This window comes from Cohnella zeiphila (genome assembly GCF_014212055.1).
Taxonomy (GTDB): domain Bacteria; phylum Bacillota; class Bacilli; order Paenibacillales; family Paenibacillaceae; genus Cohnella; species Cohnella zeiphila.
Genome location: NZ_JACJVO010000020.1, coordinates 176954 through 200502, shown reverse-complemented (window position 1 = coordinate 200502; position 23549 = coordinate 176954). Strand labels below are relative to the sequence as shown.

Sequence of the window (23549 nt, the reverse complement as noted above, 5' to 3'; positions counted from 1 at the left end):
CCGGTTTGGTGTTAGTCGATATCGATCGAGAAATCCGTGCCTTCCCAGCGGTCCGTTCCCGTCTCCATCACGCCGTTGCCATTGTCGTCCCACAGGTAGGTGAAGTTGACGGTCGTTCCGGACGCGAACGGTCCGATCGACGTCTCGTACCGATGGCTCGCGTCGGAGGAGCCGTTGCTCGGCATCGGAGTGTCGGTCGTGCCGGTCCAGCCGTTCGTTCCCCAATGAAGCCAGCCGTACTCGCCGTTGCGGAACGTAATCCGGTAGCCTGCCGGAACGGACGTAATCTGCCGGTCGAACTGCCAGACGTACGTCTTGTCGACGTTCAGCCGGTCGAGGTTGATCGCGCCCGGACTGGACGCTCCTTCCCAGATGACGACCGAATGGAGGCCCGGCTTCAGATGGACGGTCAGCTCTCCGTCGGCCCACGTATCCCAGTTGGCCGTGGCCGGGAACTGGACCGTGCCCGCGGCCGCCCCGTCGACATACACGTCGCGCGCCGCCGCAGACCCGCCGTTGGCGTAGCGGAACCGGAGCGAGTAATCGTCGTCCGTCGTCGCCTGCACGAGGAACGATACGCCCTTGCCGCTCCCGCCGCTAAAGCCGTCCACGAACCCGCTGCCCGAGTAGCCCGTATGGTTCGTATTCACGGTGACGCCCGTCTTGACGGCCGCCTCCGCTTCATACTGGTTGCCCGAAGGCGCCGTGAACGTCCGCTTGACGTAGATCATGTCCCAGTATTGAAGCGACGGAACGGTGAACGAGATGTAGCTGCCGCTGGCGTCCGAGCCGGTCGTGAACGACAGCTCGGAGGTCATGCCGCCATCCTTGTCGGGGGAAGCGACATACACGTGGCCGACCGTCTCGTCCGGCGACAGGTACAGCTTCGTCGCCAGATTCGTCAGCGTCGAAGGGGCCGTCGCGCTGTTGCGCCATTGGTCGTCGTTGCCCTTCAGATTGAGCAAGTGGACGATGTCGTAATCGGGCGTCCGCTTGTCGATCGTCCAGATCGTATTGCCCGTCCCGTCCCCGCTCACCGTCTGCCCGGCGATCGACACGAACTGATTGCCGGAATCGTTGGTCACGACATTGCTGTCGAACAGCAGGTTCTCATAGGCGGTAATGAACGAATAGTGGTCCTTCATCGCGCCGATCAGCGAATTGCGCATGCTCTTGCTGCGGTTCGGATAATATTCGTGCGGCAGCATCTGGTTGTCGTCGCCTAGCTCGATATGCGTCGCTCCGCTGGCGGCCATCATCGCGTCCGCCAGCCGCACCGACGCGTCGTCGAACGTGCCGAGCGTCAGGCTGTCCAAGTTGATCGCGCCCGTGTTGCCCGAATCGTACGCGACTTTGATCGTGTGCGTCCCGGCGGTCAGGTCCACCTGCAGCCAGGCATCGCTTTTCCAGGTGTCCCAGCTTCCCTGGTCGTAGAAGCCGATGTCCTTGACCAGCGTGCCGTCGACATAGAGGTTGCGCGTCGCCATGCTGCCCGTGTCGTTGCCGTAAGCGAACACGAGCGAGTAATGGCCGTCCTCCGGCGCCGTCACCGTGAACGTGACCGAATCCCCTACGGCGTCGAACCCGTCGACGAAGCCGGTGCCGGTGTAGCCCGCGTGGTTCGTGTTCGTCGTCACGCCCGTCTTCGAGGCGGACTCCGCCTCGTAGCGCGGCCCGATGTTCTCGCCGTAGTCCATGTACGCCGCCAGCACGACCGCTTTGCCGCCGCTGTTCGCGCGCAGGGAATCGATATAATTTTTGAGCTGATTATAGCTGTTCGACTTGTACCAGATCTCGCTGTAATTGAAGTCCGTATTCGCGTTGGCGCTGACGTCGTTCGCCGCCCAGCCGCCGACCGTTCCGTCGACGATGTTGAAGGCCAGCTTGTTCTTGGCGGAATTGTTCGCGGTCAGGGCGGTCTTGGCCGCGTTCAGGAACGGAACGAAACGGGCGGACAGATCGATGGAGGCGCCGCTGTACGTATGCACGTTGTCGCGCTGCCCCATCTGGTCCACGTGGATGCCGTCGAAGCCGGCCGTGTTGATCGCATCCTTGTACTGGTTCTGGATGTAGCTCTGCCAGCTCGCGTTGGCCGGATCGAACATCCACAAGTACGTCGAGCCGTCGCCGAAGTCGACGTTCAGCTGGCTCGCGTGGGCGGTGTCGGCGTAGATTCCCCACTGCGGGCTGATGCCATGGGCGTCATAGCCTTCGCGGGCCGCGTACACCATCGCGTAAGCCATGGCGGCCATGTTCTGATTATGCGTGGCGGCGATCTGGTTCTGGATCGTGGACCAGGAGATCGTCCGGTTGAACAGGTCCTGCCAGGTCGAATCGACCGTTCCGCCGGTCCGTTTGAACAGCGTGTCGTGCCGCCACATCCAGTCGTAATATTGTAACGCGTTCAAGTGGTAGTCCTCCGCGAGCCGGTTCACCTTGGCTTGGCTTTGAGAGGAAGTCTCGGTTGTCGGGAATTCGGATAAATAGCCATAGCGGGGATAACGGGTAAAATCGGACGACACGTCGATCGCCGTCGTGCCGGAACCGAACGTGCCGCAGTCGATCTTGACGAAGTAGCCTTGGAAGTCGGTAGACGGTGCCGTCCAATTAAACGTAACCGTAACGGTCGCTCCGGCCGCTACCGTTACGGACTGCGAAGCCGTATACGTCGAGGTCTCGAGATGGGAGATCGCCAGGTGTGCCGTGCCCGTCCAACCGGAAGAACCATGATTGGTCAACTCGGCTTTGATCTGCACCGCGCTTCCCGGCGCGTAACGGGCCTTGTCGGTGTAGACGCGGTTCACGCCGCCGATCGTCTCGGCGTGAACGGCGCGCTGCGCGGCAAGCGGAAGAATCGGCATGAGGCAGATCATCGCAAGCAGAAGGAACCCGGCGCGGCGGGTGAAACCATGCCGACGGAGAGTCATCAAGCGAACCAACTCCTTTGTCCGTTGAATCTTGCGGTCTTACAAGCAGCGCGGCTTGTCCGAAACGCGGCGGAATACAGAGCGGACCTCACCTCCCGTAGTCGAAGTCGGACCCGATGCGGCGGAGCGCCCGCGAAGGCGCCCGCTCCCCGAGCCGATCCCGGGGTATTTCCAGTATAAGGCATTTGGCGAAAGGCGGAGAGTGTTCTAAATTTCGATTTGGTGTCGTCTTTTCGGCATTTGTGAAGCGCTTTCTCGGAAGAGGACGCCGTTTGCCGTTTCTAAGGCTGTTTTCCCGGGACCATTGGGCTAGATGAGTAGAGCCTAGACGAAGAGCCGCGCGACAAACGGCCCGCTAAAAACAAAGAGCCCTATCGAAGTTCCGAAGGGCTCTTTCCCGTGTACTGCTTAAATTGGCGGCTGAAAAAGAAGATATCGCGATAGCCGAGCGTATCCGCCACCTCGGTGACGTTCATGCCGGCGTGAAGCAGCAGATGCTGCGCCCGCTCGATGCGGGAGCGGATCATGTACGTCTGCACCGACGTCCCGATCAGTTCCTTGAACTTGATCGAGAAATAGCGGGCGGACAGGCCGGCCCGCGCGGCCAGATCGTCGACCCGGTGATTGGCGGCGGGGTGCTGGCGGATATAGTTGGCTACCTCGTGAATGCTCTCGGTCAGCTGGTTGCTCGCCTTCCGCTCGACCGGCTCCGCGCGATCCTGGCGCAGCAGGTGGATCATCAACTGCTTCAGAATCAGCCGCGCTTCCTCTTCGGCGGCGAACGTCTTGACGAGGAACAGGCGCACGTAGCGGGACAGCAGGTTCTCGAAATCGATCGGGTCGTCGACGACCCGGTACGGTTCGGGAACGAGCCCGGCCGGCTCGGCTACGTCGAAGTGAAGGTACGTGAGCACGAGCGGCTTCTGCGGCTGATGCGTCGCGCTCGTGTGGTCGCCCGGCCGGAACAGGAAGCAGCTCCCCTTGCCGACCGCGTAAGGCTTGTCGTTCAGCACGACTTCCCCTTCCCCGCTCCAGACATAGAACAAATCGTAGTTGGCCAGCGGCTTCTCCCGCTTCGCCCACTTCCAGCCGGGCTCGCACACCGTCTTGGCGAAGTACGGCAGCAGCACGAACGAATCCGGCGACAATTGGATCATCCGATCGACCCCCTTTGAGCTGAACGGCCGAGCGGCGGCCGCAGCGATATCAGACCAAGCGTTTCCGCCGCTTGGCGAATCCGCGCAAGCCCTTCCGCGATCCGTTCCTCGTCCAGGTGCGCAAAGCCGAACAGCGCCGACGGCGGTTGCTCGGCCGTATCTCCCGCGTAATAAGGCCGCCCGTCGCCCCAGCGAACGCCGCGTCCGCGGCACTCCCGGGCGAGCCGGTCATAGTCCTCCCGGCTGCCGTGCCAGCGGGCGAAAAGGAACAGCCCCGCATCCGCGGGCGCCACTTCGAACAGGTCCCCAAGTCGTCCCTCGAGGCCGTTCTTCAACTGTTCCTGCAGCCGGTGAAAAATCCGCCGGGACCGCCGCAGATGCCGGTCGAAGCCGCCGTCCGCCATCCATTCCGCCAGCGCCAGCTGCTCGGCGATTCCGACAGGGTGCGTATCGTACAGCCGCTTGGCCCGGGCGAACGGCTCGCGCAGCGCCCGCGGCAGCACCGCATAGCCGATGCGCACCTCCGTCCGCATCGACCGGGAGAAGCTGCCGACGTAGACGACTCTCCCTTCCCGGTCCAGCGACTTGAGCGGTTCGATCGGCCGGCCTCCCCAGCGAAAATCGCTGTCGTAATCGTCCTCCACGATCCACGCCTTTCTCCGCGACGCCCAGGCGAGCAGCTCCAGCCGCCGCTCCAGCTTCAGCACCGCGCCGGTCGGGAATTGCCGGGTCGGCGTCACGAACAGAAGCCGGGCGTCCCAGTCGGCGGGAAAAATGCCTTGGCCGTCGACCGGCGCCAATGCCAGCGACGCTCCCGTCGCCGCGATCGCCCGGCGCGTGCCCGCGTAGCACGGGTTCTCCGCGACGGCCGTCCGTCCTTCCTCGAGCAGCAGCTGCGACAGCAGCGCGATCGCCTGCTGCGAGCCGGCGGTGACGACCACGTCCTCCGCGTCGCACACGATCCCCCGCTCCCGCCGCAGCCGCAGCGCGATCGCCTGCCGGAGTCTCAGGCTGCCGTCGGCGGCGGAGTCGGCATCCTCCTCCCCCGTGCCGATCTTCCGCCATTGGGCCGCGACCGAAGAGCGCCATTCCTTCCACGGAAACCAGCGTTCCCCCATTCCCCGCGGGACAAACGAGCAGACGTCGTCATTCGCCGGACCCGCGTCTCCGCCGCGGCTGGCCGGCTCGTCCGCATCGCTTGCCACGCGCCGGCCCCATGCGGACAACGCCTCCGGCTCGGATCGGCTCCGCTGGTTCGCGCCGGGCGAGACCGCCTTCGAACCGATCGGCGCCGCCGCCTCATCGGAGACGAAAGTCCCTTGGCCGACGCCCGCGCGGACATAGCCTTCGGCCGCCAGCATCTCGTAAGCGAGGCTGACGCTCCCTCGCGATACGCCGTACAAGCCGGCGAGCTGGCGCGTCGACGGCAGGCGTTCCCCCGGCTGCAGCCGTCCCCCCGCGATGCCGGCGCGGATGGCGCGGTAGAGGGCCAGATGCTTGGAGCCGCATTCCCGCAGGAAGCTCTCGTACGGAAGCTGGAGCGCCACGACGTCCCCCTCCTCGCGAAATGGTCTATTCATTTTAATGTAGATTGGATCTTTTCAATTGTCAATCGACCCTCTACACTAAGTCACAATCTCGCCATACAAGGAGGACGCGCCATGCGCAGATCCGAATTCGAAGTAAGCGACGAAGCCCAGTGCGAACAATTTCTGAACGAACGTTACGACGGCGTGCTGACGTTCATCGGCGAGGACGGCTGGCCGAAGGCCGTCCCGATCAATTACGCCTACCATCAAGGCAACGTCTACTTCCACGGCAGCAAAAAAGGGGAGAAAATGAGCGGCCTCGCCCTCGACTCCCGCGCGGAGTTCGCCGTTTATCAAGCTCACGCGTTTATCCCTTCCTATTTCAGCGATCCCTATCTGGCCTGTCCCGCCACCGTCTACTTCCGGTCCGTCCGGCTGCGGGGAACGGTCGATCAGGTCGAGTCGGCCGAGGAGAAGGCGCTCGCGCTGTCCGTTCTGCTGGGAAAGATGCAGCCGGAAGGAGGCCACGCGCCGATCGACGCGGAAGACCCGAAGTACGTCTCTTCACTGCGCGGCGTCGCCGTTCTGCGGCTTAACGTCGCCGAGATGACGGGCAAATTCAAATTCGGACAGAACCTTTCCGACAAAAAACGCGGCCAACTCGCCGAAGCCCTTGAGCGGCGCGGCTTGCCGGGCGACCACGAGACGGTCGGGAGGATGCATGCGCTCGCTCCCCCGAGCAAAGAGGCGCGCAGGCGGGAAGCACTCGCCGCCAAGGAAGAAACATTCCGCGAAAAGGATGTCTGATCGCTGCCGAAAATTGCCGCCAATCTCGGTGACGCTCTCCTTCCGATGGTGTATAATAACTGCGAACGAACGGCGACCGAAAGAGGCGTCGCCGCAACCTGATTACGTGGAAGGAAGAGAAGCAATGAATCCCCTCGCGCAGCAGTTGAACGACACGATCAAGCGGGAGAGTCCGCGGATCGCCGAGATGCTATCCGATTTGGGCAAGGCGATCTATTTCCCGAAAGTCGGCATTCTGAGCCAGTCGGCGGAAGCCAAGCAGAAGGCGAACGTGTACAACGCGACGATCGGCATCGCCACCGAGAACGGGCAGCCGATGCATCTGGACGTCATTCAAGAGAAGCTGTCCGCGTTCGCGCCCAAAGATCTGTACGAGTACGCGCCTCCGGCGGGCAAACCGGAACTGCGCACCGTCTGGCGCGACAAGATGCTCAAGGAGAATCCGACGATCGAGGGCCACGGGATCAGCCTGCCCGTCGTGACCAACGCGCTGACGCACGGCCTCAGCATCGTGGCGGACCTGTTCGCGGACGCCGGCGACGCGGTCGTGCTGCCCGAGAAAAACTGGGAGAATTACGAGCTGACCTTCGGCATTCGCCGCGGGGCGGTGATGGTCGAATATCCGCTATATAACGATCAAGGCAAGTTCAACGCGGCTGCGCTGCGCGACGCCCTGTTCGCCCAGAAGGCGAAGGGCAAGGCGATCGTCGTGCTCAACTTCCCGAACAATCCGACCGGCTACACGCCGGGAGCCGAAGAAGGCCGGGCCATCGTCGCCGCCATCAAGGACGCCGCCGAAGCCGGCATCAACGTCGTCGCGGTGACCGACGACGCGTATTTCGGCCTTTTCTTCGAAGATTCGCTGCACCAATCGCTGTTCGGCCGGCTGTGCGGCCTGCACGAGCGCGTGCTGCCGATCAAGGTCGACGGCGCGACGAAGGAAGAATACGTATGGGGCTTCCGCGTCGGCTTCATCACGTACGGCGGAGCTACGGAAGCGACCCTCGCCGCGCTCGAGCAGAAGACGCTCGGCATCATCCGCGCGACGATCTCGAGCGGACCGCACCCGTCGCAGACGTTCGTGCTGGAGGCACTGAAGTCGCCGCAGTTCGAAGACCAGAAGGCCGAGAAGTTCGCCATCATGAAAGGCCGCGCGAACAAAGTGAAGCAGATTCTGGACAGCGGCAAGTACGGCGACGAGTGGGACTACTATCCGTTCAACTCCGGCTACTTCATGTGCCTGAAGCTGAAGAACGCCGGCGCGGAAGCGGTGCGCCAGCGCCTGCTCGCGGAGTACGGCGTCGGCACGATCGCGCTCGGCGAGACGGATCTGCGCGTCGCCTTCTCCTGCATCGAGGAGCCGCAGCTCGAAGACCTGTTCGACCGTATCCACAAGGCGACGCTCGACGTAAAGGCAGCCGGTGGCGTAGCTTCGAGCAAGTAAGCGGGGTCGGCCGAGCGACGCCTTGGCTTCGGCAGGTGAGTTAGTAAGATCAACTGACCGACCGGCCGCCGGCAAAAGGCGTTGCCTCGCATGTAAGAGGGTAACTAGATTGCCCTCTTTGGCGGAATTGCGGCGCGGAGGGTGAAAGAGGCTTACCAGATTGCCCTCTTTGGCGGAATTGCGGCGCGGAGGGAGAAAGAGGGCAACCAGCTTGCCCTCTTTGGCGGAATTGCGGCGCGGAGGGCGAAAGAGGGCAACCGGATTGCCCTCTTTGACGGAATTGCGGCGCAGAGGGCGAAAGAGGGCAACCGGATTGCCCTCTTTGGCGGAATGAAGCGCAGGATGCCAAAATAGCTGCGAGCGGAGCGATCCGTTCGCAGCTTTTTTGGCGGTTGCGGGCGGACGACCATCAATCGTCGTCTTCGTCCGCGGGTGCCTTGCCCAGCCGGCGGGGAATCAGCCAGCCGGCCCAGAGCAGTCCGGCGGCGAGCGCGATCAGCCACGTCGCCGTATCGAACGGCCGGGCGGGCAGAGCCGCCGCCAGCCAGAGCAGAAGGACGGCGGTCAGTCCCGCCGTCCGGGCGACCGCGGCGGCGGCGGGACGGCGCCCCTGCGGATCAAGCGGCACCGCCGACGCGTTCTCGGCGAAGCGGATGCGGCCGAGCTCGGTCAACTGCAGGCTGCCGACGAAAACGGCCATGGCGTAGGCGATCAGATCGATGATCGGCTGCCCCGTCCAGAGCAAAATGACGATCAGCAGCGCGTTCCATCTCCAGAAGGCGCCGAACGACTCGCTTCTAAGCAGCGTTTTGGCGTACAAGTAGCGCCAGGCGGAAGCTTGCCGGCGCGGCAGCAAGTCCGCGGCCCAGACGATCCAGCGGCGTTTCGACGGCCGCGCCGCCGCTGAAGGGACGTCGACGAACCAGCCGAGGAATCGGATCCACCCGCGGCGGGTTGACCCTTCCTCCGCGATCAACCGGTCCCAAGGCAGTTCGTGGCGGATCTGCAGGCGGACGGGCAGCGTGAGCGCCGCGGCGCAGAGCAGCGCGAATCCGACGGCCAGGATGAACGGCTTCAGCAGCAGAGCCCAGACGATCGGGATGACGAGCAGCCGACGAGCCCAGGCCAATCCGGTTCGCCATGCCGCGTCGGCGAGCCGGCGCTCCTGCCAGGCGGCGAAGGCGTTCCAAGCGCCGAGCAGCGCGAGCGCGAGGCCGAGAAGCGTCAGCGAACGCCCGTCGGCGGCGGCTGCGGTAACGGGAGCCGTCGCATACAGCGGCGCAAACGCGGCGAACAGCACCAACATTTTGACCGCGGAGACGATGTAGGATCGCCGTACCTGCGGGCCGATCACCGTGGCCAGCATCTCCCGTTCCAACGGAACGGTAAAGACGGTATCGGCCGGCTGAAAATACGTCCTTAGCGGCGTATACCAGCAAGCGAGCGCCAGTACGGCAACGCCGACGACGTCGGCCGGCCAATGGTCGGGCATTCGGTCCAGCAGCCGAATATAACCGGTAACCAGAAAAAAAGCGCAGGCGGACAGCACGAGGCCGAATCCGCTTTGCAGGACATAGCGGAAATAAGGGACCATCTCTCCGCGAAACGCGGAAGCGCGGTCCGCGCGCTGCTTCCGAAGCTCGGAGGAGCGAGACCGGACAGGCTCAGCCAACGGGACGTCCCCCTCGTTCGGCGTTCAGCACCAACGCTTCGAAGGCGTCGTCCAGCGTCGGCTGCCCGCCGGCGGCCTCCTTCACCTGGTCAGGCGTGCCGGAGGCGATGATTTTGCCCTGATGCAGCACGACCAAATGGTCCGCCCGACGCTCCAAAGCGGGGAGAATGTGGGAGCAGAGAAGGATGGCGCACTCTCTCCTGCGGGCTTCCTCCAACGCTTCCAACAGAGCGCGCGTCGCCAACGGATCAAGTCCGAGAAACGGCTCGTCGATAATGAGCAGCGGAGGCGAGACGAGCAAAGCGTTCATCAGCATGACCTTCTGCTTCATCCCTTTGGAGAGCGTGTCCGGCAATTGCCCCATCGCCTTCTCCATCCGGAACGTCTCGGCGAGCCCGGCCGCCCGCCGGTCGGCTTCTCCCTCGTCCAAACCGTACGCCATGGCGGTCCATCTCAGATGCTCGGCCACCGTGAGGTTCGGGAACAAAGTCGGCTGCTCGGGAACGTAAGAGCAAGACGCCCGAAATTTGGCGCGGTCTTCGCTCAGCCTGACGCCCGCCACCTTCACTTCCCCGGAATGAGGCAGCATCAGGCCGAGAATATGCTTGATGGCCGTACTTTTGCCCGCCCCGTTCAAGCCGATCAGGCCGGTCATCTCCCCCGGCATCACCTTGAAGCTGATCTCGTGCAGCACCGGCCTGCGCTGGCTGTACCCTCCGGTCAACCGGTCGATCTCCAGCGCCGGAACCGAAGATTGCGTCGGCGTCATGCCGACCTCCCCCTTTCTCTCGTAACCTTCATGGTACCATTATAGATCAGCGGCCGGACGGGCACAAAGCAAAGCATGAACCGCAATCAAGAAGAACGGAGGAGAGCGGATAACCGAAAAATGAGCTTAACGAAGGCCTACGGCAGGGGAAGCAGCCAGAGATAGCCGAAAAAAACGGTTAATAAAGGCTCGCGGCGAGACATACTGGCGGAGATGGCCGAAATAATCGGTTAACGGAGGCTTGCGGCGAGACGTAAGATGTGCAGGTCGAGTGAGGTTTAGGGCGAGGTTAGCCATGCAGGAACGCCGGCCTAAATGAGCGAAGGCGGACCGCCGAGGATGGGGGAACCCCGGCAGTCCGCCTTCGCCATGTATGTCCGGCTCGTCCGTCCAAAAACGTTTAGGACTGGATGGCGATGCCGGTGACCACGTTGTTGGTGATCGTGACCGTGACCGTCTGATTCTGAGCCAGGTTGCCGCCGGTGACGACGACGTTGTCCGCCACGTTATACAGAACGGATTGGGACGTGCCGTCGCTTCCGACCTTGGACAACGTCAGCGTGGCCAGCTGATTCGAGTTCAGGGTATAGTAGCTGACCGTGCCGGTATCCGTGGTCGTCACGGGAGCCGTCGCCGCTTGGGTCACTTCGATGAACACGACGTTGCCCTCGTAGGTGCGAACGAGCACCTGGTCCCCGCTAACAAGAGCGGAAGCCGCGACTTTCCTGTCGCCGCGGAACACGAACACGTTCGGATCCAGCGTCAGCGCCACGGTCGTTCCGTCCGACTTCTTGACGCTCAGCGAGCTTCCGGACAACGAGACGACGGAACCGTTGATTGCCTGCGAATCCGGGCTGTCCGGCATTTGTCCGTCCGCCCGGTCCAGCAATGCGGCCAACTCGGCGCGGGTAACCGGCTTGTTCGGCTGGAACGTGTTGTTCGAATAGCCGGTGATCAGCCCTTTGTCCAGCGCTTCGGCCACGTAACCGACGGAGCCGGCCGGAATTTTATCCTCATCCTTGAAGGTGAGCTGCGCATCCATCTTCGTCTTCGCCTCGCCGTCCAGCTTCAGCGCCTTGACGAGCAGAACGGTCGCCCACAGCCGGTCGGCCGGCTTGTCCGGCTGCACGGACGTATCGCCCTCCGCGAACAGATCGTTTTCCAGCGCCACCTTCAGGTAGCCGACCGCCCACGGGTACTTTTTCTTGATCTGATCGAAATCCTTGAAGTTCAACTGGGCGTTCATGTTGGCGTCCGACTCGGCTTCGTCCTTCAATCCGAGCAGGCGGACCGCCGCCACGATCGCCTCGATGCGCTTGATGCTGTTGGCCGGCTTGAAGCTGCCGTCCTCATAGCCATTGAAAACCTGCTTGGAAGCCAGGCGAATGATATGCTCGTAAGCCCACTTCCAATCGTTCTCCTTCAGATCGGAGAAATTCAGGTTGAGCTCGATTTTGCCTTTTGCCTTCGCTTCTTGCGAATGGCCCTGCGCGTTGCCGTTCCCATGCCCTTTGCTGTCCGCGAACGCCCCGGAAGCACCGCCGACCAGCATCGCCGCAGCCATGGTCGCGACGGTCGCGCGCTTCCATACCGGGTTTGTCCGCTTCCGGTCTTTCTTGGTTGCAAATGTCATTGTTCATACACGCTCCTCTTCCAGATGTGCGGGGCACTCGTCCTTCGGCCGCCGTCTAACCACAGCCTTCGACGGGAAGGGGCGCGGGTTTTGGGGTACCCGTACGAAATTGCGACCGAAGTCGCACAAAAGCATGCCTCTATTCCCTAATCCGGATCGACAGAGAGGTGCAGGACCCAATCTCGCGGCAGGGAACTATCCGAAGATCTCAGGCATCGCGGCTTGTCGCCGCCGATGAGTCGGCGCAACCCGCCCCGCATCGGGGCGCTTTCCGGCCCTTTTTTACAGTGCAGGAAGCGTGAACCGACCCGGATTGGGACTCATGGGAAATGTCATCGGCGGGACTCCGGCGCTCTCTCTGCAACCGATATAAGAAAGAAGCGGATCAGCTGCCGGCGGAAAAAGCATCGTACGAAGAAAAGGGCATCGCCGTCCTCGGACGGCGATGCCCTTTTCTGGAGGGAGATACGGTTTTACGTCTCGGTCTCGGAAGCGCCGCTTTGCTTGCGCTTCTCCTTGAGCCAGCGGGGCGCTCCCTTGTCTTTGGTATCGCGCTTGCGCTCGGCCTTGCCCTTGGCCGGGCGAGCCGGCTGGGCAGCGGCCGGGGAGGCGGCCCGGCGAGCCGGCGCGCTCCCCTCGGCGCCGCGCCGGTCGGTTCGCTCCGGCGGAGTGCCGGGGCGTCCCGCAACCGGCGGCTTCCGCTCCGGCGCCGTTCGCGCTTGGGCCTTCGGAGCCGAAGCCGCCGCGCCGGTTCCGCGCGCGGCCGGCCCGGCGGGCTGCTGCCCGGCGTCCACCACTTGCCCTTCGCGCAAGCTTTTCTCGGCCAGTTCGATCCCGAGCTGCTTCCCGAGCTTGGCCGCGATAAAGCGCTCGCGGGGCTCGATCAGCGTGATCGATACGCCCTCGCGCCCCATTCTTCCCGTCCGCCCCGCCCGGTGCACGTAATGATCGGCGTCGAGGGCGGGTTCGAACTGCACCACCAGCGGCAAGCCCGGCACGTCCAGTCCTCTGGCGGCGACGTCCGTCGCGATCAGCAGCTTCACCCGGCCCTGGCGGAACTTCCGCATGACCTCGCCGCGTTCCCGGCCGGGCGTGTCGCCATACAGCGCTTCGACCGCGAATCCTTCGTAGCGCAGCTTGGCGAGGAGCTCGCCGATCTTCTCGATGTCGTTGACGAACAGAAGCGCTCCCGCCGGCTTCAGATGGCGGACGAGCCTTCGCACCAGATCGATCTTGTTGCGGCGATCGCAGACGAAGCACCAATGCTCGATTCCGGGCGAAAGCCCGCTTCCCGCCGCCTCCGCTTCGTTCTCCCACGGATCGCGCAGCCAGCGCTCCTCCGCCTCCCGCATCGCGTCCGAGCGCGTCGCGGAGACGAATACCGTCTGCCGGCCGTGGGCCGCTCCGCGCAGGATGCCCTCTACGTCGGCCTTGCCTCCGAGAGAGAATACCCGGTCGGTCTCGTCGACGACGACCGTCCTTACCGTATGGAGAGGCAGCTTTTTCAGCGAAGCGACTTCGCGGACGCGGCCAGGCGTCCCGATGACGAGCTGCGGGCGCCGCTTCATCCGCTCCAGCTGCCGGGAAAGTGCCGCTCCTCCGATCAGCGCGACCGTCCGAATGCCGAGCGGTTCCCCGTACGCTTCCGCCACGCGCACGATCTGCATCGCCAGCTCCTGCGTCGGCGCCAATACGACCGCCTGCGTCTCGCGAGCCGACGGTTCGATCCGCTGCAGAAGCGGCAGCACGTACGCCAGCGTCTTGCCCGTACCGGTCGCCGATCTCAGCACGCCGTCCCGTCCGGCCAGCAGCGCCGGAATCGCGTCCGCCTGCACCGCGGTCGGGCTGGCGATGCCCGCCTCGGCGAGCTTATGGAGAAGCCGCTCGTCCAAGCCGAGCGATGCGAATCCGTTCCCGCCTGCCGGCTCTGGATCCCGCTCCGCCGCCGTCCTCTCTTCGCCGTCGTCCGCCTCCGTTCGCCTATGTTCCGTCATCGGCATAAGCCTCCTTACTTCTTATTCAACAGCCCGGCGAGCAGCCTGTCCGCCATTGCCGGGAAAACCTGGAACAGCCGCGCGCCGACCGAGGCGACAAACGGCAGATCCTTCTCCGGCCTCGGCCGCTCGATCACCCCGACGATCGCCCGCGCGACTTGCTCGGGCTTCAGCATGAAGCGGCCCAGATTCCGCACGTACGTGCCGTCCGGATCCGCCCGATCGAAGAACGGCGTGTCGATCGGACCGGGGTTGATCGCCGACACGACGATGCCCATACCTTTGCACTCCTGCCGGAGCGCGCTCGTGAAGCCGAGCAGCGCGTGCTTGGACGCCGAGTAGGCCGTCGTTTTCGCCGTGCCGATCTTGCCTGCGATCGACGCCACGTTGACAATGTGGCCGGAACGCGCCGCCGCCATTCGCGGCAGCACCGCCTTGACGCAGCGGACGGCTCCCATCAGGTTGACGTCCATCATCCCCTGAAATTGCGAGACCGTCGTCCGTTCGAACGGGACGAACTCTCCGTAGCCCGCATTGTTTACCAGCACGTCGATTCGCCCGTACTTCTCTTCCGCGCGCCGCACCCCTTCGGCTACCGACTCGTCGTCGGCGACGTCCATCGGCACCGTCAGATGCTCCCCGCGAATCCGGGCGGCCGCGTCACGAAGCTTGTCCGCGGATCGCGCGGCCAGCACCGGCACGGCGCCCCGTTCGGCAAGCAGCGCCGCGGTTTCGGCGCCGATTCCGCTCGACGCGCCGGTGATCAGAACGACACGCCCTTTCAGCGTCGCTTTCACGGCCGATCCCTCCGTTCCTTCCCGCCGAAGTCCCGCTCTCAGCCGGGACTTTCAGCGCACGCAGCTTCCGGAAGGCATCAAAATCCGTCAAACCCATGGTTCTGACGGTCCTGTCCGTTCCGCACCGTATTCGCATCATGCAAAGAGCCCCTTCCGGGGCTCCGTTCATCCTCAGTATAATGGCGGCGCGGCCGATTCGCAAATCCGACCGGCTGTCGATCGCGTTATGCAATCAGCACTTGAATCTCCATCTCGCCGATTCCGTCCATGATCAGCGGAACGGCCAATGCCTTGCCCGTCTTCAAATCCCTGGCGATATCGGCGTGAAGGACGCGGGGCGGCGTAATATCGACTTGAACGCCCTGGTTGTACAGCAGCGTGCTGGCATTGCCGCTGATCATGTTGCCGAGTTCAGAGATCGCGCTCTTGCCCATCTCGTCGATCTCCGTTATGACGAAGCCCCCCATCATCGCCGATATCATCTTCAATGCGACGGATTCGCTCAATCCGAATACGATGTTCCCGCTCATCTGGCCGCTCATTCCAATCTCAATCCAGACGTAGTGATCGATGAGCTGGATGTCCTTGATCGCCAGCTGGCCGGTGCTGGGCCTGATCTGCACCATTTGCTCGATAACGTTGCGCGCGGACTCCAAAAACGGGTTGATGTATTCTGCCTTCATGTCGGAACGGCGCCCCCTAAGCTTAATCTGAAACTCCCGGAACTTGCTATCCGGTATGCGTTACCTCCATTATACTTAATTCCTAGGAGCAAGTATACCTTTTTTTGGACAAATTGTGGGACCTACGGATTAATAACGCCGTTGAATGGGGGACGAAATGTCGAAATATGACTCCATTTCGTCGCCCGACTGATCCGAAGTGCCCAATCGCTAGGCATATTTACCGAGAGACAAAGAAAAAACAGAGGGTAAAAAATCAGAAAGGAAGCGCCGTCTCCTGCCCCGTGGAAGAGATGGCTTCCGCTCGGCCCTTGTCGAGATCGACGAGGGTCAGAAGCGCGATGCCGATCACGAAAAACGCGGCGATCGCCAGCAGCGCCGGCCGGCTGGACCCGGTCGCGAGCCCTACGACGCCGAAGACGAGCGGGCCCAGCAGCGAGAAGAAGCGGCTGGAGAAGCTGAGGAAGCCGTTGAATTCGGCCGTGCGGCCGGGCGGAATCATTCGGCTGTAAATCGCCCGGGACGTCGATTGGGCGCCGCCCTGGACGAGGCCGACCAGAATCGCCAGCGCGAAGAAATGCAGCGCCGTCGTCATGAAGTAGCCGAGCACGACGATGACCAGGTACGTCGCGAGCGAAGCGTACAGCATCGTTTTCCCGCCGATCCGGTTCGCGAGGCGGCCGAACAGCCAGGTCGCGGGAAAGCCGACGATCTGGGTGATGAGGAGGGCGCCGATCAATTGGCTTTGGCCGATGCCGATGTCGGTTCCGTAGCTTGTCGCCATGACGATGACCGTGTTGATCCCGTCGAAGAAGAACCAGTAGGCGAGCATGAACTTGAACAGCTCGGGATAGCGCCGAATGCCGAACAGCGTGTCCTTCAGTCTTGCCGCGCCTTCTTTGACAAGCTCCGCCGCCTTGGTGCGGACGCCATCCGTTCGCCCGGGCTCGGTCACATGGCGGAACAGCGGCAGCGAAAACACGATCCACCAAACGGCTACCGAGAAGAAGGAGATTCGCGATGCCGTGGCGGTGTCCGGGATGCCGAACAGCTCCGGCTTCAGGATGATCGCGAGGTCGAGCGCGAGCAGAATTCCTCCGCCCAGGTAGCCCATCGCATACCCTTGCGCGCTGACGGTCTCCCGCCGGGCCGGCGGGACGACATCGTTGAGCAGCGCATCGTAGAACGCGCTTCCCGTCCCGAAGCCGATCATCCCGATGATGACGAGAATGGAAGCGAGCAGCCAGTCGCCCTCGCCGATGCCGAGCATGGCGGCGCATGCGAGCGCGCCGATCCAGGAGAAGACGCGGAGGAACTTCTTCTTGGCGCCCGCCTGGTCCGCGATCGCGCCGAGCAACGGCGACAGAACGGCCACGAGCACTGCCGCGATCGTCTGGGTGAAGCCCCAATAGGAGCTGGCCCCCTTCACGCCGGCTGCCGCGACGCTGCCGTAAAAGGTCGGCATGACCGCCGCCATGATCGTAGTGGCGAACGCGGAATTCGCCCAATCGTACCAGATCCAGGCGCGCACCGATTTTTTATCGTCCTGCAAAGGAAACTCTCCTCGCGTAGTGGTTGTGACCATTCATTTCGACGACGACGGGACGTTTCCTGTCCGCCGGAGGAAAGTTTACACGGATTTAATGTTCTTTTCGGCTTTCGAAAAGCGTCCTGACCGACGGGGATTTCGAAGGAAAGGGCCGTGTGTTATGGTATAAGCAACAAGAAACACTTAGGAGTTGTATCGTAACGATGAGGACGTTCCATGAGCATTCGGCGGGCAAAGCCGCAGAACCGATCGAACGGGAGACAGCCCGGTTGGCAAGCCTGATCGACGCTCATACTCCGCATGACGGGGCTTTTGGCGGTCGCATCCCCGGGTTGTACCTCAATCGGTATTCGCAAATAGACGTTGCAGATAGCTTCCATACGATCTATTCGCCCGCTGTCGGCATTGCCGCGCAAGGGAAAAAGATCGTTAAGGTAGGCCAGGAGATCTATGAGTACGGCGGGGCGCGAATTTTCGTTACCCCCGTTGCCTTGCCGGTAACCATGCAGACCGTTCAGGCCGGCCCTTCCGATCCGTTTTTGGGCGTGGGGCTGCTTCTCGACCCGCAAAAGACCGCCGAATCGGTCCTGAAGGTGTATCCGCAGGGATTGCCGACGGTTCGCAACAGAAGGGCGGGTTATGTCACGGACGCCGATCCGGATACGATCAATGCCGTGGCCAGACTGGTCCGCTGCCTGTCCGATCCCGGCGATGCCAAATGGCTTGCCCCTCTCGTGGCGGAAGAGATTTTGATTCGGCTCCTGCGCAGCCCCATCGGCGTATACCTTGCCGAGACTGGATTCGCGGACTCCGGCGTGCAGCGCGTCGCGAAAGCGATCGACTGGCTCCGGAGCCATTTCTCCCAACCGTTCAAGGTCGCGGAGTTGGCCGAAATGGTCCATATGAGCGAGACGACGTTTCGCGAGCATTTCAAGTCCGTCACGGCGATGAGTCCTTTGCAGTACCAGAAAGCGCTGCGCCTTCAAGAAGCCAGGCGTTTGATGCTGTCCGGCCAAACGGACGCAACGAGGGCATGCCGGCTGGTAGGGTACGTGAGCGATTCCCAGTTCAGCCGGGATTACAGCCGTTTTTTCGGCAACCCTCCAAGCAGGGATATCGCCAGATGGCGTCAACCATGACCGGCAGATCCTCGCACCCGCGGCCCTAGGGCTTGGCGGGTTTTCTTTTTCCGCCGTCAGGGCCGGATCGCATTCCGTTGAATCAGACAAGAAGTTGCCCGGAAGTGGCAAAGATCCAGGCAGGATTCTTTCTATACTAAGCCTAGTTACTCGACTGAAAGAGGAGGACATCCTATGCGCGTATTTGTCACCGGGGCGTCCGGGTTCATTGGATCGGCGATTGTTCGCGAGCTTATCGAAGCAGGGCATCAGGTCGTCGGTCTTGTTCGTTCCGAAGAGGCGGCCAATCGGCTCATGGCCGCAGGGGCCCAGGCACGTGTGGGTTCGATCGAGAACCCGGAATGCCTGAGTAGGGGCGCCGCCGACGCGGACGGCGTTATTCATACGGCCTTTTTCCACAAGTTCTCCCATGCGAGTCTCTCCACTCGCCTTCGGATTTTGCTCGGGGGCAGCCCGCGCCATGCGGCATTGAGATTCATGACGGCGGCCGTCGAGACGGACCGGCGCGCCGTCGAGACGCTCGGCGCCGCGCTCGCGGGGCGCGACCGCGCTCTTGTCGTCGCCATGCCGACCATGACCCTCGCGCCGAACCGGCTCGGAACGGAAGACGACGCGCCCGATCCTACATCCGCAGGAAAACTGCGCATCCCTTCGGAAGCAGCGACGCTGGCGTTAGCCAAACGGGGAATTCGCTCCTCGATCGTGCGCATCCCCCCGCTCGTGCACAGCCATGACGATAAGCATGGCTTATTCCCCAGCCTGATCGGCATTGCTCGCAAGAAGGGCATCTCCGCCTACGTAGGAGCCGGGGCCAACCGCTGGCCCGCCGTGCATCGCCTCGATGCGGCAAACCTGTTCAGGCTCGCCCTGGAGAAAGCTCCGGCCGGATCGCGCCTTCATGCGGTGGCAGACGAAGGCGTTCCCTTTCGCGATATCGCCGGCGTCATCGGCCGCCGCTTGAACTTGCCCGTGGCCGGCATAGGCGTCGATAAAGCAGGTTCGCACTTCGGCTGGCTCGGAACGTTCGCATCGACCGACAACCCGGTGTCGAGCGCTTTGACTCAGGAGCGATTGGGATGGCGGCCCGTACAACCTGCGCTGATGGAGGATATCGAGCAAGGTCATTACTTCGAAAGTTAATTCCGCACGCCAAAAGACGATTCCTCCGGCACCCGCTCGTGCCGGAAGAATCGCCTCCCTGTACTACTCCGTATGCTAGTCGATCTTTCGCCACTTGCCGTCGGGACCGCGCTCTTCGGCGAAGCGGCCGGAGCGCGCCTCTTCCAGCGTATCCGTAAGCCACGCCAACTCTGCCCGGCCATACAGAATCATGCCGTCCAGCATGCGCTTCGAACTGCTGGGCATGATATTCCCGCGTTCCTGAAGCTTGGCTTCCATCTTCTCGATTCGCTTCCGGCAAGCTTCCAGTTGGCGCTCGGCGATCTCCGCGATCCGCTCCTGATTGGCGTGCCTCAAGAAAGGCATCGCCATCATCATCGGATGCTGCGGATAGGCGCTCTGCTCCAACTGCGCATAGAACAGCTCCAGGAACTTCTCGCGGCCGGCTTCCGTAATGCGGTAAATCGTCTTGTCCGGCCGATGCTCCCCGGGAACGGGCACCACTTCCGAAGCTTCGATCAGCCCGCTCTCGCGAAGCTGATCGACCGCGTAATAAAGCGAGCCGTCCCTCAATTTGAATGCATAGTTCCAATTGCGGTCATTGATGGCCTGCCTCATGTCGTACGGATGGCGGTCATACTCCATCAGCAGGCCGAGCACCATCATCTTCATGGACATGGCGCGTCAGCTCCGCTGAAAAGACGGCTCGGGCTTTTTCGCCGCGTCTCCTCCGCCATGCGATCCGCCGCCGCCGCCCGGAGCGGCCGCTTGCGGGGCCGGTAGACGGGCTTTGCCCATAAGGAGGGCGAAGATCAGGGCGCCGATCGGCAGAATGACCGACCATTGGAAAATATAGATGATCGAGTCGCCCAGCTTCGTCAGCAGCGTGTTCAGCACGTCGGCCGGAATGCCCATCTTCGCTTGGAGAGCCGGGTCGAGCAGCGCCTGGCCGCTCTTGATCTGTCCCGCCATCTCCGGATTCGCGCCCGGCATCGACTTGACCGCGGATTGGAAATGGCCCTTCTGCAGCGCGCCGAAAACGGTGACGCCCACCGCCGAACCGATCGTCCGGAAGAACGTAATGAGCGACGACGCCGACCCTTTATACTGCGGAGGCACCGAGCTGAGCGTCGAGATGTTGAGCAGCGAGAACGAGATGCCCATGCCGAGACCGACGACGACCATGTACAGCGTGATGACGAGCCGGCTGGTCGACAGATCCATCGCGAAGCCGAGCAGCGCGCACCCGACGAGCAGCGTAAGGGCGGACGCGACCATCGAGTCGCGGAACCTGAACTTGGTGGCGAAGCGGCCGCCGATCTGGCTGCTGACGACGACGCCGAGCATCATCGGGGTGAGCACGGTGCTGGTCTGGGTGGCCGTCTTGTGGAAGACGCCTTGGATGAACAGCGGAATGTAGGTCGCGGCGGCGATCATGACGCCCCCGTACAGCAGGCTGATCATCATGCTGCTCGTGAACAGGCGTCCTTTGAACAGGCCAAGAGCGATGATCGGGTCTTTGGCTTTCGCTTCCGCCCACAGGAAGAGCAGAAGCAATGCGCCCGATGCGACGAACAGCGAGACGGTCTTCCAGGAGCCCCACGCCCAGCCGTCCGTGCCGCCGAGCTCCAGGCCGAACATCAGCGACAGAATCGCTCCGGCGAGCAAAATCGCGCCCAGCCAGTCGATTACCTGCTTGCGCCGGTTCGCAGACTCGTGGTAGCCGGCCAGAATGAACGCGAACGCCAGAACGCCGATCGGAACGTTGATGTAGAAGATCCAGCGCCAGCTGATGTTGTCGGTGATCGTCGCGCCCATGATCGGACCGAACACGCTCGACAGGCCGAATACCGCTCCGAAGAGCCCCATCATTTTGCCGCGCTTCTCTTGAGGGAACAGGTCGAAAATAATCGTGAACACGATCGGCATCAGCGCGCCGCCGCCGATCCCTTGAAGCGCGCGGTAGATGATCAGCTGATCCATGTTCTGCGCCGTTCCGCACAGGATCGATCCGATCAGGAACAGCGTGATTCCCATCAGGAAAAACCGTTTGCGCCCGAACATGTCGGACAGCTTGCCGAAGATCGGGGTGGCGACGACCATCGCGATCATGTAGGCCGAGTACACCCAGACGAACTTGTCGAGTCCGCCGAGCTTCTCGATAATCTTCGTCATGGCCGTGGACACGATCGTCTGATCGAGCGCGGCCATGAACAGTCCCAGGAGCAGTCCCGCGATGACGAGGCGGGTGCTGCTTTTTTTGGTATCCATCTGTTTCTCTCTCCCTTGGACATACTCAAATTTGATTATCCGCTCCCTGATTATACTCAAGTTTGAGTAAATATCAAGACCCATTTCCTTTTTTTCTCCACTCGTTTCCGGGGTCCCCGCAAAGTACCTGAGTCAGCTTCGAAGCTAAGTGTCACTTGGGGGGTATCTTATCCTGTTTTGCTCCCTTTTCCGAAATGGCCTATAATGAGGGTAACTTATACAAAAGGAATTTATCCCTTGCCGCAACGCCGATAAGTTTTTTGGATTAAGGAGGCGGTTCGTTGAACATCAGCCAGTTGGAAACGATGCTTACCATTGCCAAGACGCTCAGTTTCCGCAAGGCGGGCGAGATGCTCAACCTGACTCAGCCTGCCGTGTCCGCGCAAATCAAGAGCCTGGAGGACGAGTTCAAGACCGTCCTGGTCGACCGCAACCACCCAGTTACGCTAACCGATCGGGGAGAGGTATTCCTGGAGCATGCGGAACGCATCTTATCGATCGTGGAGGAACTGAAGCAGAAGCTGTCCGATCTCGACGACAATCCGCAAGGCAAGATCATCCTCGGAACGACGACGTCCATCGCCATTCAGATCCTGCCCCGGGTGCTGTCTTACTTCCAGAACCAGTTCCCGCTCATCAAGACGTCGATTCTGTCCATGCCCTCTTCGCAAGTGCTGGCCAGCGTGGAAAACGGCTCGGTCGACATCGGGATCGGCTACCTGACCGAGAGAAGCCCGCATGTCGAGACCTCGGTGCTCTACTACGACACGTTCGAGCTCGTCGTCTCCCCCGCGCACCCGCTCGCCTCGTTGGACCGGATCACGGTCGGAATGCTGAAGGACGTTCCGCTCATTCTGCTGTCTCCCGATACGCAAGGCCGCCGGTTCGTCGACCGGATTTTCCGGGAGCACAATCTGCCGGTTCCGAGTCCCGCCTTGGAGCTGAGCAGCAGCGAAGAAGTGAAGCGGATGGTCGAGCTCAATCTGGGGGCCGCCTTCGTCTCGAAGCTATCCATCTCGAGCGAGCTCAAGCAGGGAACGCTGAAGATGATTCCCGTCGCCGAACTGAACGCGACCCATCCCGTCGGCGTCATTACCAAGTCCGGCCGCTATAAGAACAGCGCGATGCGCAAATTTTTGAGCGACCTCAAAGGAATGCCGGAAGACCAATTCATCGGAAGCGAATAGCGTACCGTCATCCAAGGAGGAGACCATCATGGACAAATTCGACTTGCACACGCACCATTACCGGTGCGGACACGCGGAAGGCGAGATCGAAGATTACATCAAGGCCGCGATCGACGGAGGCCTGACGGCGATCGGCATCTCCGATCATTCTCCCTACTTCTTCCGGGAAGAGGACCACTACCAGCCGGGAATCGCGATGGCCAAGAGCGAATTCGCCCATTACGTCGAAGAAGTGCTGCGGCTCAAGGAGCGCTATAAGGACCGGATCGAAGTGCTGCTGGGCGTGGAGTCGGACTTTTTCCCCGAACATATCGAACTGTACCGCTCCATCTACGAGAAATATCCGTTCGATTACGTCATCGGCTCCGTGCACCAGACGCGGGGGATCAGCATCTTCAACCGCAACCGTTGGAAAAAGCTCGATGCCGAAAAGCACCCGGAGGAGAAACGGCATTATTTCGAACTGATCCGGCAGTCCGCGCATAGCGGGGTGTTCCAGGTGCTCGGCCATATCGACGCGATGAAGGGGTACTACCCCGCCTTCTCCGACATTGCGGGCGCCGAGGACGCGATCGACGAAGCGCTCAAAGCCGTCGCCGAGCGCGATATCGCCCTCGAGATCAATACGAGCGGCAAGACGAAGGATGTCGGCGGCTGGTACCCGTCGGACGCCATTCTCGAGCGAGCGCTCCGCTTCGGCGCGGACGTCACGTTCGGCTCCGACGCCCACGTCTCGACCCGGGTCGGGGACGACTGGGAGCTCGTCAAAGCCCGGCTGAAGGAGATCGGCTTCAAGCGTTGGGTTTATTATCGCCAAAAGAACAAAATCGTCGTGCCTCTGTAACCGTCCCCGTTCGGCCGCCGGAACCTGA

Annotated in this window: 19 protein-coding genes; 7 read left to right on the top strand and 12 right to left on the bottom strand. The window is 62.1% G+C overall.

Features of this window, described 5'->3' with window-relative positions; all coding sequences use genetic code 11:
- Positions 1–11 precede the first annotated feature (11 nt).
- From H7C18_RS16640 to pdxR, 3 genes are all read right to left on the bottom strand, one after another.
- Positions 12–2927 carry a glycoside hydrolase family 66 protein gene (locus H7C18_RS16640; protein WP_238357754.1) on the bottom strand — a complete coding sequence of 972 codons (2916 nt, stop codon included), beginning with the start codon at positions 2925–2927 and terminating at the stop codon, positions 12–14.
- Between the two features lie 371 nt (positions 2928–3298).
- Positions 3299–4084: a helix-turn-helix domain-containing protein gene (locus tag H7C18_RS16635; protein ID WP_185130209.1), complete on the bottom strand. Its 786-nt coding sequence runs from the start codon at positions 4082–4084 to the stop codon at positions 3299–3301.
- On the bottom strand, positions 4081–5631 hold the full coding sequence (gene pdxR / locus H7C18_RS16630) for a MocR-like pyridoxine biosynthesis transcription factor PdxR (protein ID WP_337913610.1): 1551 nt from the start codon (positions 5629–5631) through the stop codon (positions 4081–4083). Before pdxR ends, H7C18_RS16635 begins: the two co-directional genes overlap by 4 nt.
- Before the next feature lie 114 nt (positions 5632–5745).
- On the opposite strand from pdxR, the gene H7C18_RS16625 reads away from it, so the two are divergent.
- The 3 genes from H7C18_RS16625 to H7C18_RS16615 all read left to right on the top strand — a co-directional run bounded on the left by H7C18_RS16625 (position 5746) and on the right by H7C18_RS16615 (position 8218).
- Positions 5746–6420, top strand: a complete 675-nt coding sequence (locus H7C18_RS16625) for a pyridoxamine 5'-phosphate oxidase family protein (RefSeq protein ID WP_185130207.1) — start codon at positions 5746–5748, stop codon at positions 6418–6420.
- A gap of 124 nt (positions 6421–6544) precedes the next feature.
- Entirely contained in the window at positions 6545–7864 is a 1320-nt protein-coding gene (locus H7C18_RS16620) for an aminotransferase class I/II-fold pyridoxal phosphate-dependent enzyme (protein ID WP_185130206.1), read from the top strand.
- Positions 7865–8005: 141 nt separating this feature from the next.
- Positions 8006–8218: a hypothetical protein gene (locus H7C18_RS16615; protein WP_185130205.1), complete on the top strand. Its 213-nt coding sequence runs from the start codon at positions 8006–8008 to the stop codon at positions 8216–8218.
- 55 nt (positions 8219–8273) lie between these two features.
- On the opposite strand, the gene H7C18_RS16610 is transcribed toward H7C18_RS16615, so the two are convergent.
- The 7 genes from H7C18_RS16610 to H7C18_RS16580 all read right to left on the bottom strand — a co-directional run bounded on the left by H7C18_RS16610 (position 8274) and on the right by H7C18_RS16580 (position 16964).
- Entirely contained in the window at positions 8274–9536 is a 1263-nt protein-coding gene (locus H7C18_RS16610; protein WP_185130204.1) for an ABC transporter permease, read from the bottom strand.
- Positions 9529–10305 carry an ABC transporter ATP-binding protein gene (locus H7C18_RS16605; protein ID WP_185130203.1) on the bottom strand — a complete coding sequence of 259 codons (777 nt, stop codon included), beginning with the start codon at positions 10303–10305 and terminating at the stop codon, positions 9529–9531. Before H7C18_RS16605 ends, H7C18_RS16610 begins: the two co-directional genes overlap by 8 nt.
- Before the next feature lie 400 nt (positions 10306–10705).
- Positions 10706–11938, bottom strand: a complete 1233-nt coding sequence (locus H7C18_RS16600; RefSeq protein ID WP_185130202.1) for an S-layer homology domain-containing protein — start codon at positions 11936–11938, stop codon at positions 10706–10708.
- A 473-nt stretch (positions 11939–12411) separates the two neighbouring features.
- On the bottom strand, positions 12412–13932 hold the full coding sequence (locus H7C18_RS16595; RefSeq protein ID WP_185130201.1) for a DEAD/DEAH box helicase: 1521 nt from the start codon (positions 13930–13932) through the stop codon (positions 12412–12414).
- A 14-nt stretch (positions 13933–13946) separates the two neighbouring features.
- Positions 13947–14729 (bottom strand): SDR family NAD(P)-dependent oxidoreductase, encoded by a 783-nt coding sequence (locus tag H7C18_RS16590; RefSeq protein ID WP_185130200.1) that lies wholly within the window; start codon positions 14727–14729, stop codon positions 13947–13949.
- A 224-nt stretch (positions 14730–14953) separates the two neighbouring features.
- The gene (locus H7C18_RS16585) at positions 14954–15412 is read right to left on the bottom strand and encodes a chemotaxis protein CheX (protein ID WP_185130199.1); all 459 of its coding nucleotides are present in this window, start codon (positions 15410–15412) and stop codon (positions 14954–14956) included.
- Between the two features lie 256 nt (positions 15413–15668).
- The gene (locus H7C18_RS16580; protein ID WP_238357739.1) at positions 15669–16964 is read right to left on the bottom strand and encodes an MFS transporter; all 1296 of its coding nucleotides are present in this window, start codon (positions 16962–16964) and stop codon (positions 15669–15671) included.
- Positions 16965–17164: 200 nt separating this feature from the next.
- On the opposite strand from H7C18_RS16580, the gene H7C18_RS16575 reads away from it, so the two are divergent.
- Positions 17165–18100: an AraC family transcriptional regulator gene (locus H7C18_RS16575; protein ID WP_185130197.1), complete on the top strand. Its 936-nt coding sequence runs from the start codon at positions 17165–17167 to the stop codon at positions 18098–18100.
- A 174-nt stretch (positions 18101–18274) separates the two neighbouring features.
- A complete protein-coding gene (locus H7C18_RS16570) occupies positions 18275–19240 on the top strand; it encodes an SDR family oxidoreductase (RefSeq protein ID WP_185130196.1) in 966 nt (321 codons plus the stop codon).
- Between the two features lie 75 nt (positions 19241–19315).
- On the opposite strand, the gene H7C18_RS16565 is transcribed toward H7C18_RS16570, so the two are convergent.
- Positions 19316–19897: a PadR family transcriptional regulator gene (locus H7C18_RS16565; protein ID WP_185130195.1), complete on the bottom strand. Its 582-nt coding sequence runs from the start codon at positions 19895–19897 to the stop codon at positions 19316–19318.
- Positions 19898–19903: 6 nt separating this feature from the next.
- A complete protein-coding gene (locus H7C18_RS16560; RefSeq protein ID WP_185130194.1) occupies positions 19904–21490 on the bottom strand; it encodes an MDR family MFS transporter in 1587 nt (528 codons plus the stop codon).
- A gap of 281 nt (positions 21491–21771) precedes the next feature.
- Here H7C18_RS16560 and H7C18_RS16555 point away from each other — a divergent pair, with 281 nt between their 5' ends.
- On the top strand, positions 21772–22677 hold the full coding sequence (locus H7C18_RS16555) for a LysR family transcriptional regulator (protein WP_185130193.1): 906 nt from the start codon (positions 21772–21774) through the stop codon (positions 22675–22677).
- 28 nt (positions 22678–22705) lie between these two features.
- Positions 22706–23521 carry a histidinol-phosphatase gene (locus H7C18_RS16550; RefSeq protein WP_185130192.1) on the top strand — a complete coding sequence of 272 codons (816 nt, stop codon included), beginning with the start codon at positions 22706–22708 and terminating at the stop codon, positions 23519–23521.
- Positions 23522–23549: the final 28 nt, after the last annotated feature.

Coding starts and splice junctions, on each gene's coding strand:
- H7C18_RS16640 (WP_238357754.1), bottom strand. CDS start 2,927: ATGACTCTCCGTCGGCATGGTTTCACCCGCCGCGCCGGGTTCCTTCTG.
- H7C18_RS16635 (WP_185130209.1), bottom strand. CDS start 4,084: ATGATCCAATTGTCGCCGGATTCGTTCGTGCTGCTGCCGTACTTCGCC.
- H7C18_RS16625 (WP_185130207.1), top strand. CDS start 5,746: ATGCGCAGATCCGAATTCGAAGTAAGCGACGAAGCCCAGTGCGAACAA.
- H7C18_RS16620 (WP_185130206.1), top strand. CDS start 6,545: ATGAATCCCCTCGCGCAGCAGTTGAACGACACGATCAAGCGGGAGAGT.
- H7C18_RS16605 (WP_185130203.1), bottom strand. CDS start 10,305: ATGACGCCGACGCAATCTTCGGTTCCGGCGCTGGAGATCGACCGGTTG.
- H7C18_RS16600 (WP_185130202.1), bottom strand. CDS start 11,938: ATGACATTTGCAACCAAGAAAGACCGGAAGCGGACAAACCCGGTATGG.
- H7C18_RS16595 (WP_185130201.1), bottom strand. CDS start 13,932: ATGACGGAACATAGGCGAACGGAGGCGGACGACGGCGAAGAGAGGACG.
- H7C18_RS16585 (WP_185130199.1), bottom strand. CDS start 15,412: ATGAAGGCAGAATACATCAACCCGTTTTTGGAGTCCGCGCGCAACGTT.
- H7C18_RS16575 (WP_185130197.1), top strand. CDS start 17,165: ATGAGGACGTTCCATGAGCATTCGGCGGGCAAAGCCGCAGAACCGATC.
- H7C18_RS16570 (WP_185130196.1), top strand. CDS start 18,275: ATGCGCGTATTTGTCACCGGGGCGTCCGGGTTCATTGGATCGGCGATT.
- H7C18_RS16565 (WP_185130195.1), bottom strand. CDS start 19,897: ATGTCCATGAAGATGATGGTGCTCGGCCTGCTGATGGAGTATGACCGC.
- H7C18_RS16560 (WP_185130194.1), bottom strand. CDS start 21,490: ATGGATACCAAAAAAAGCAGCACCCGCCTCGTCATCGCGGGACTGCTC.
- H7C18_RS16550 (WP_185130192.1), top strand. CDS start 22,706: ATGGACAAATTCGACTTGCACACGCACCATTACCGGTGCGGACACGCG.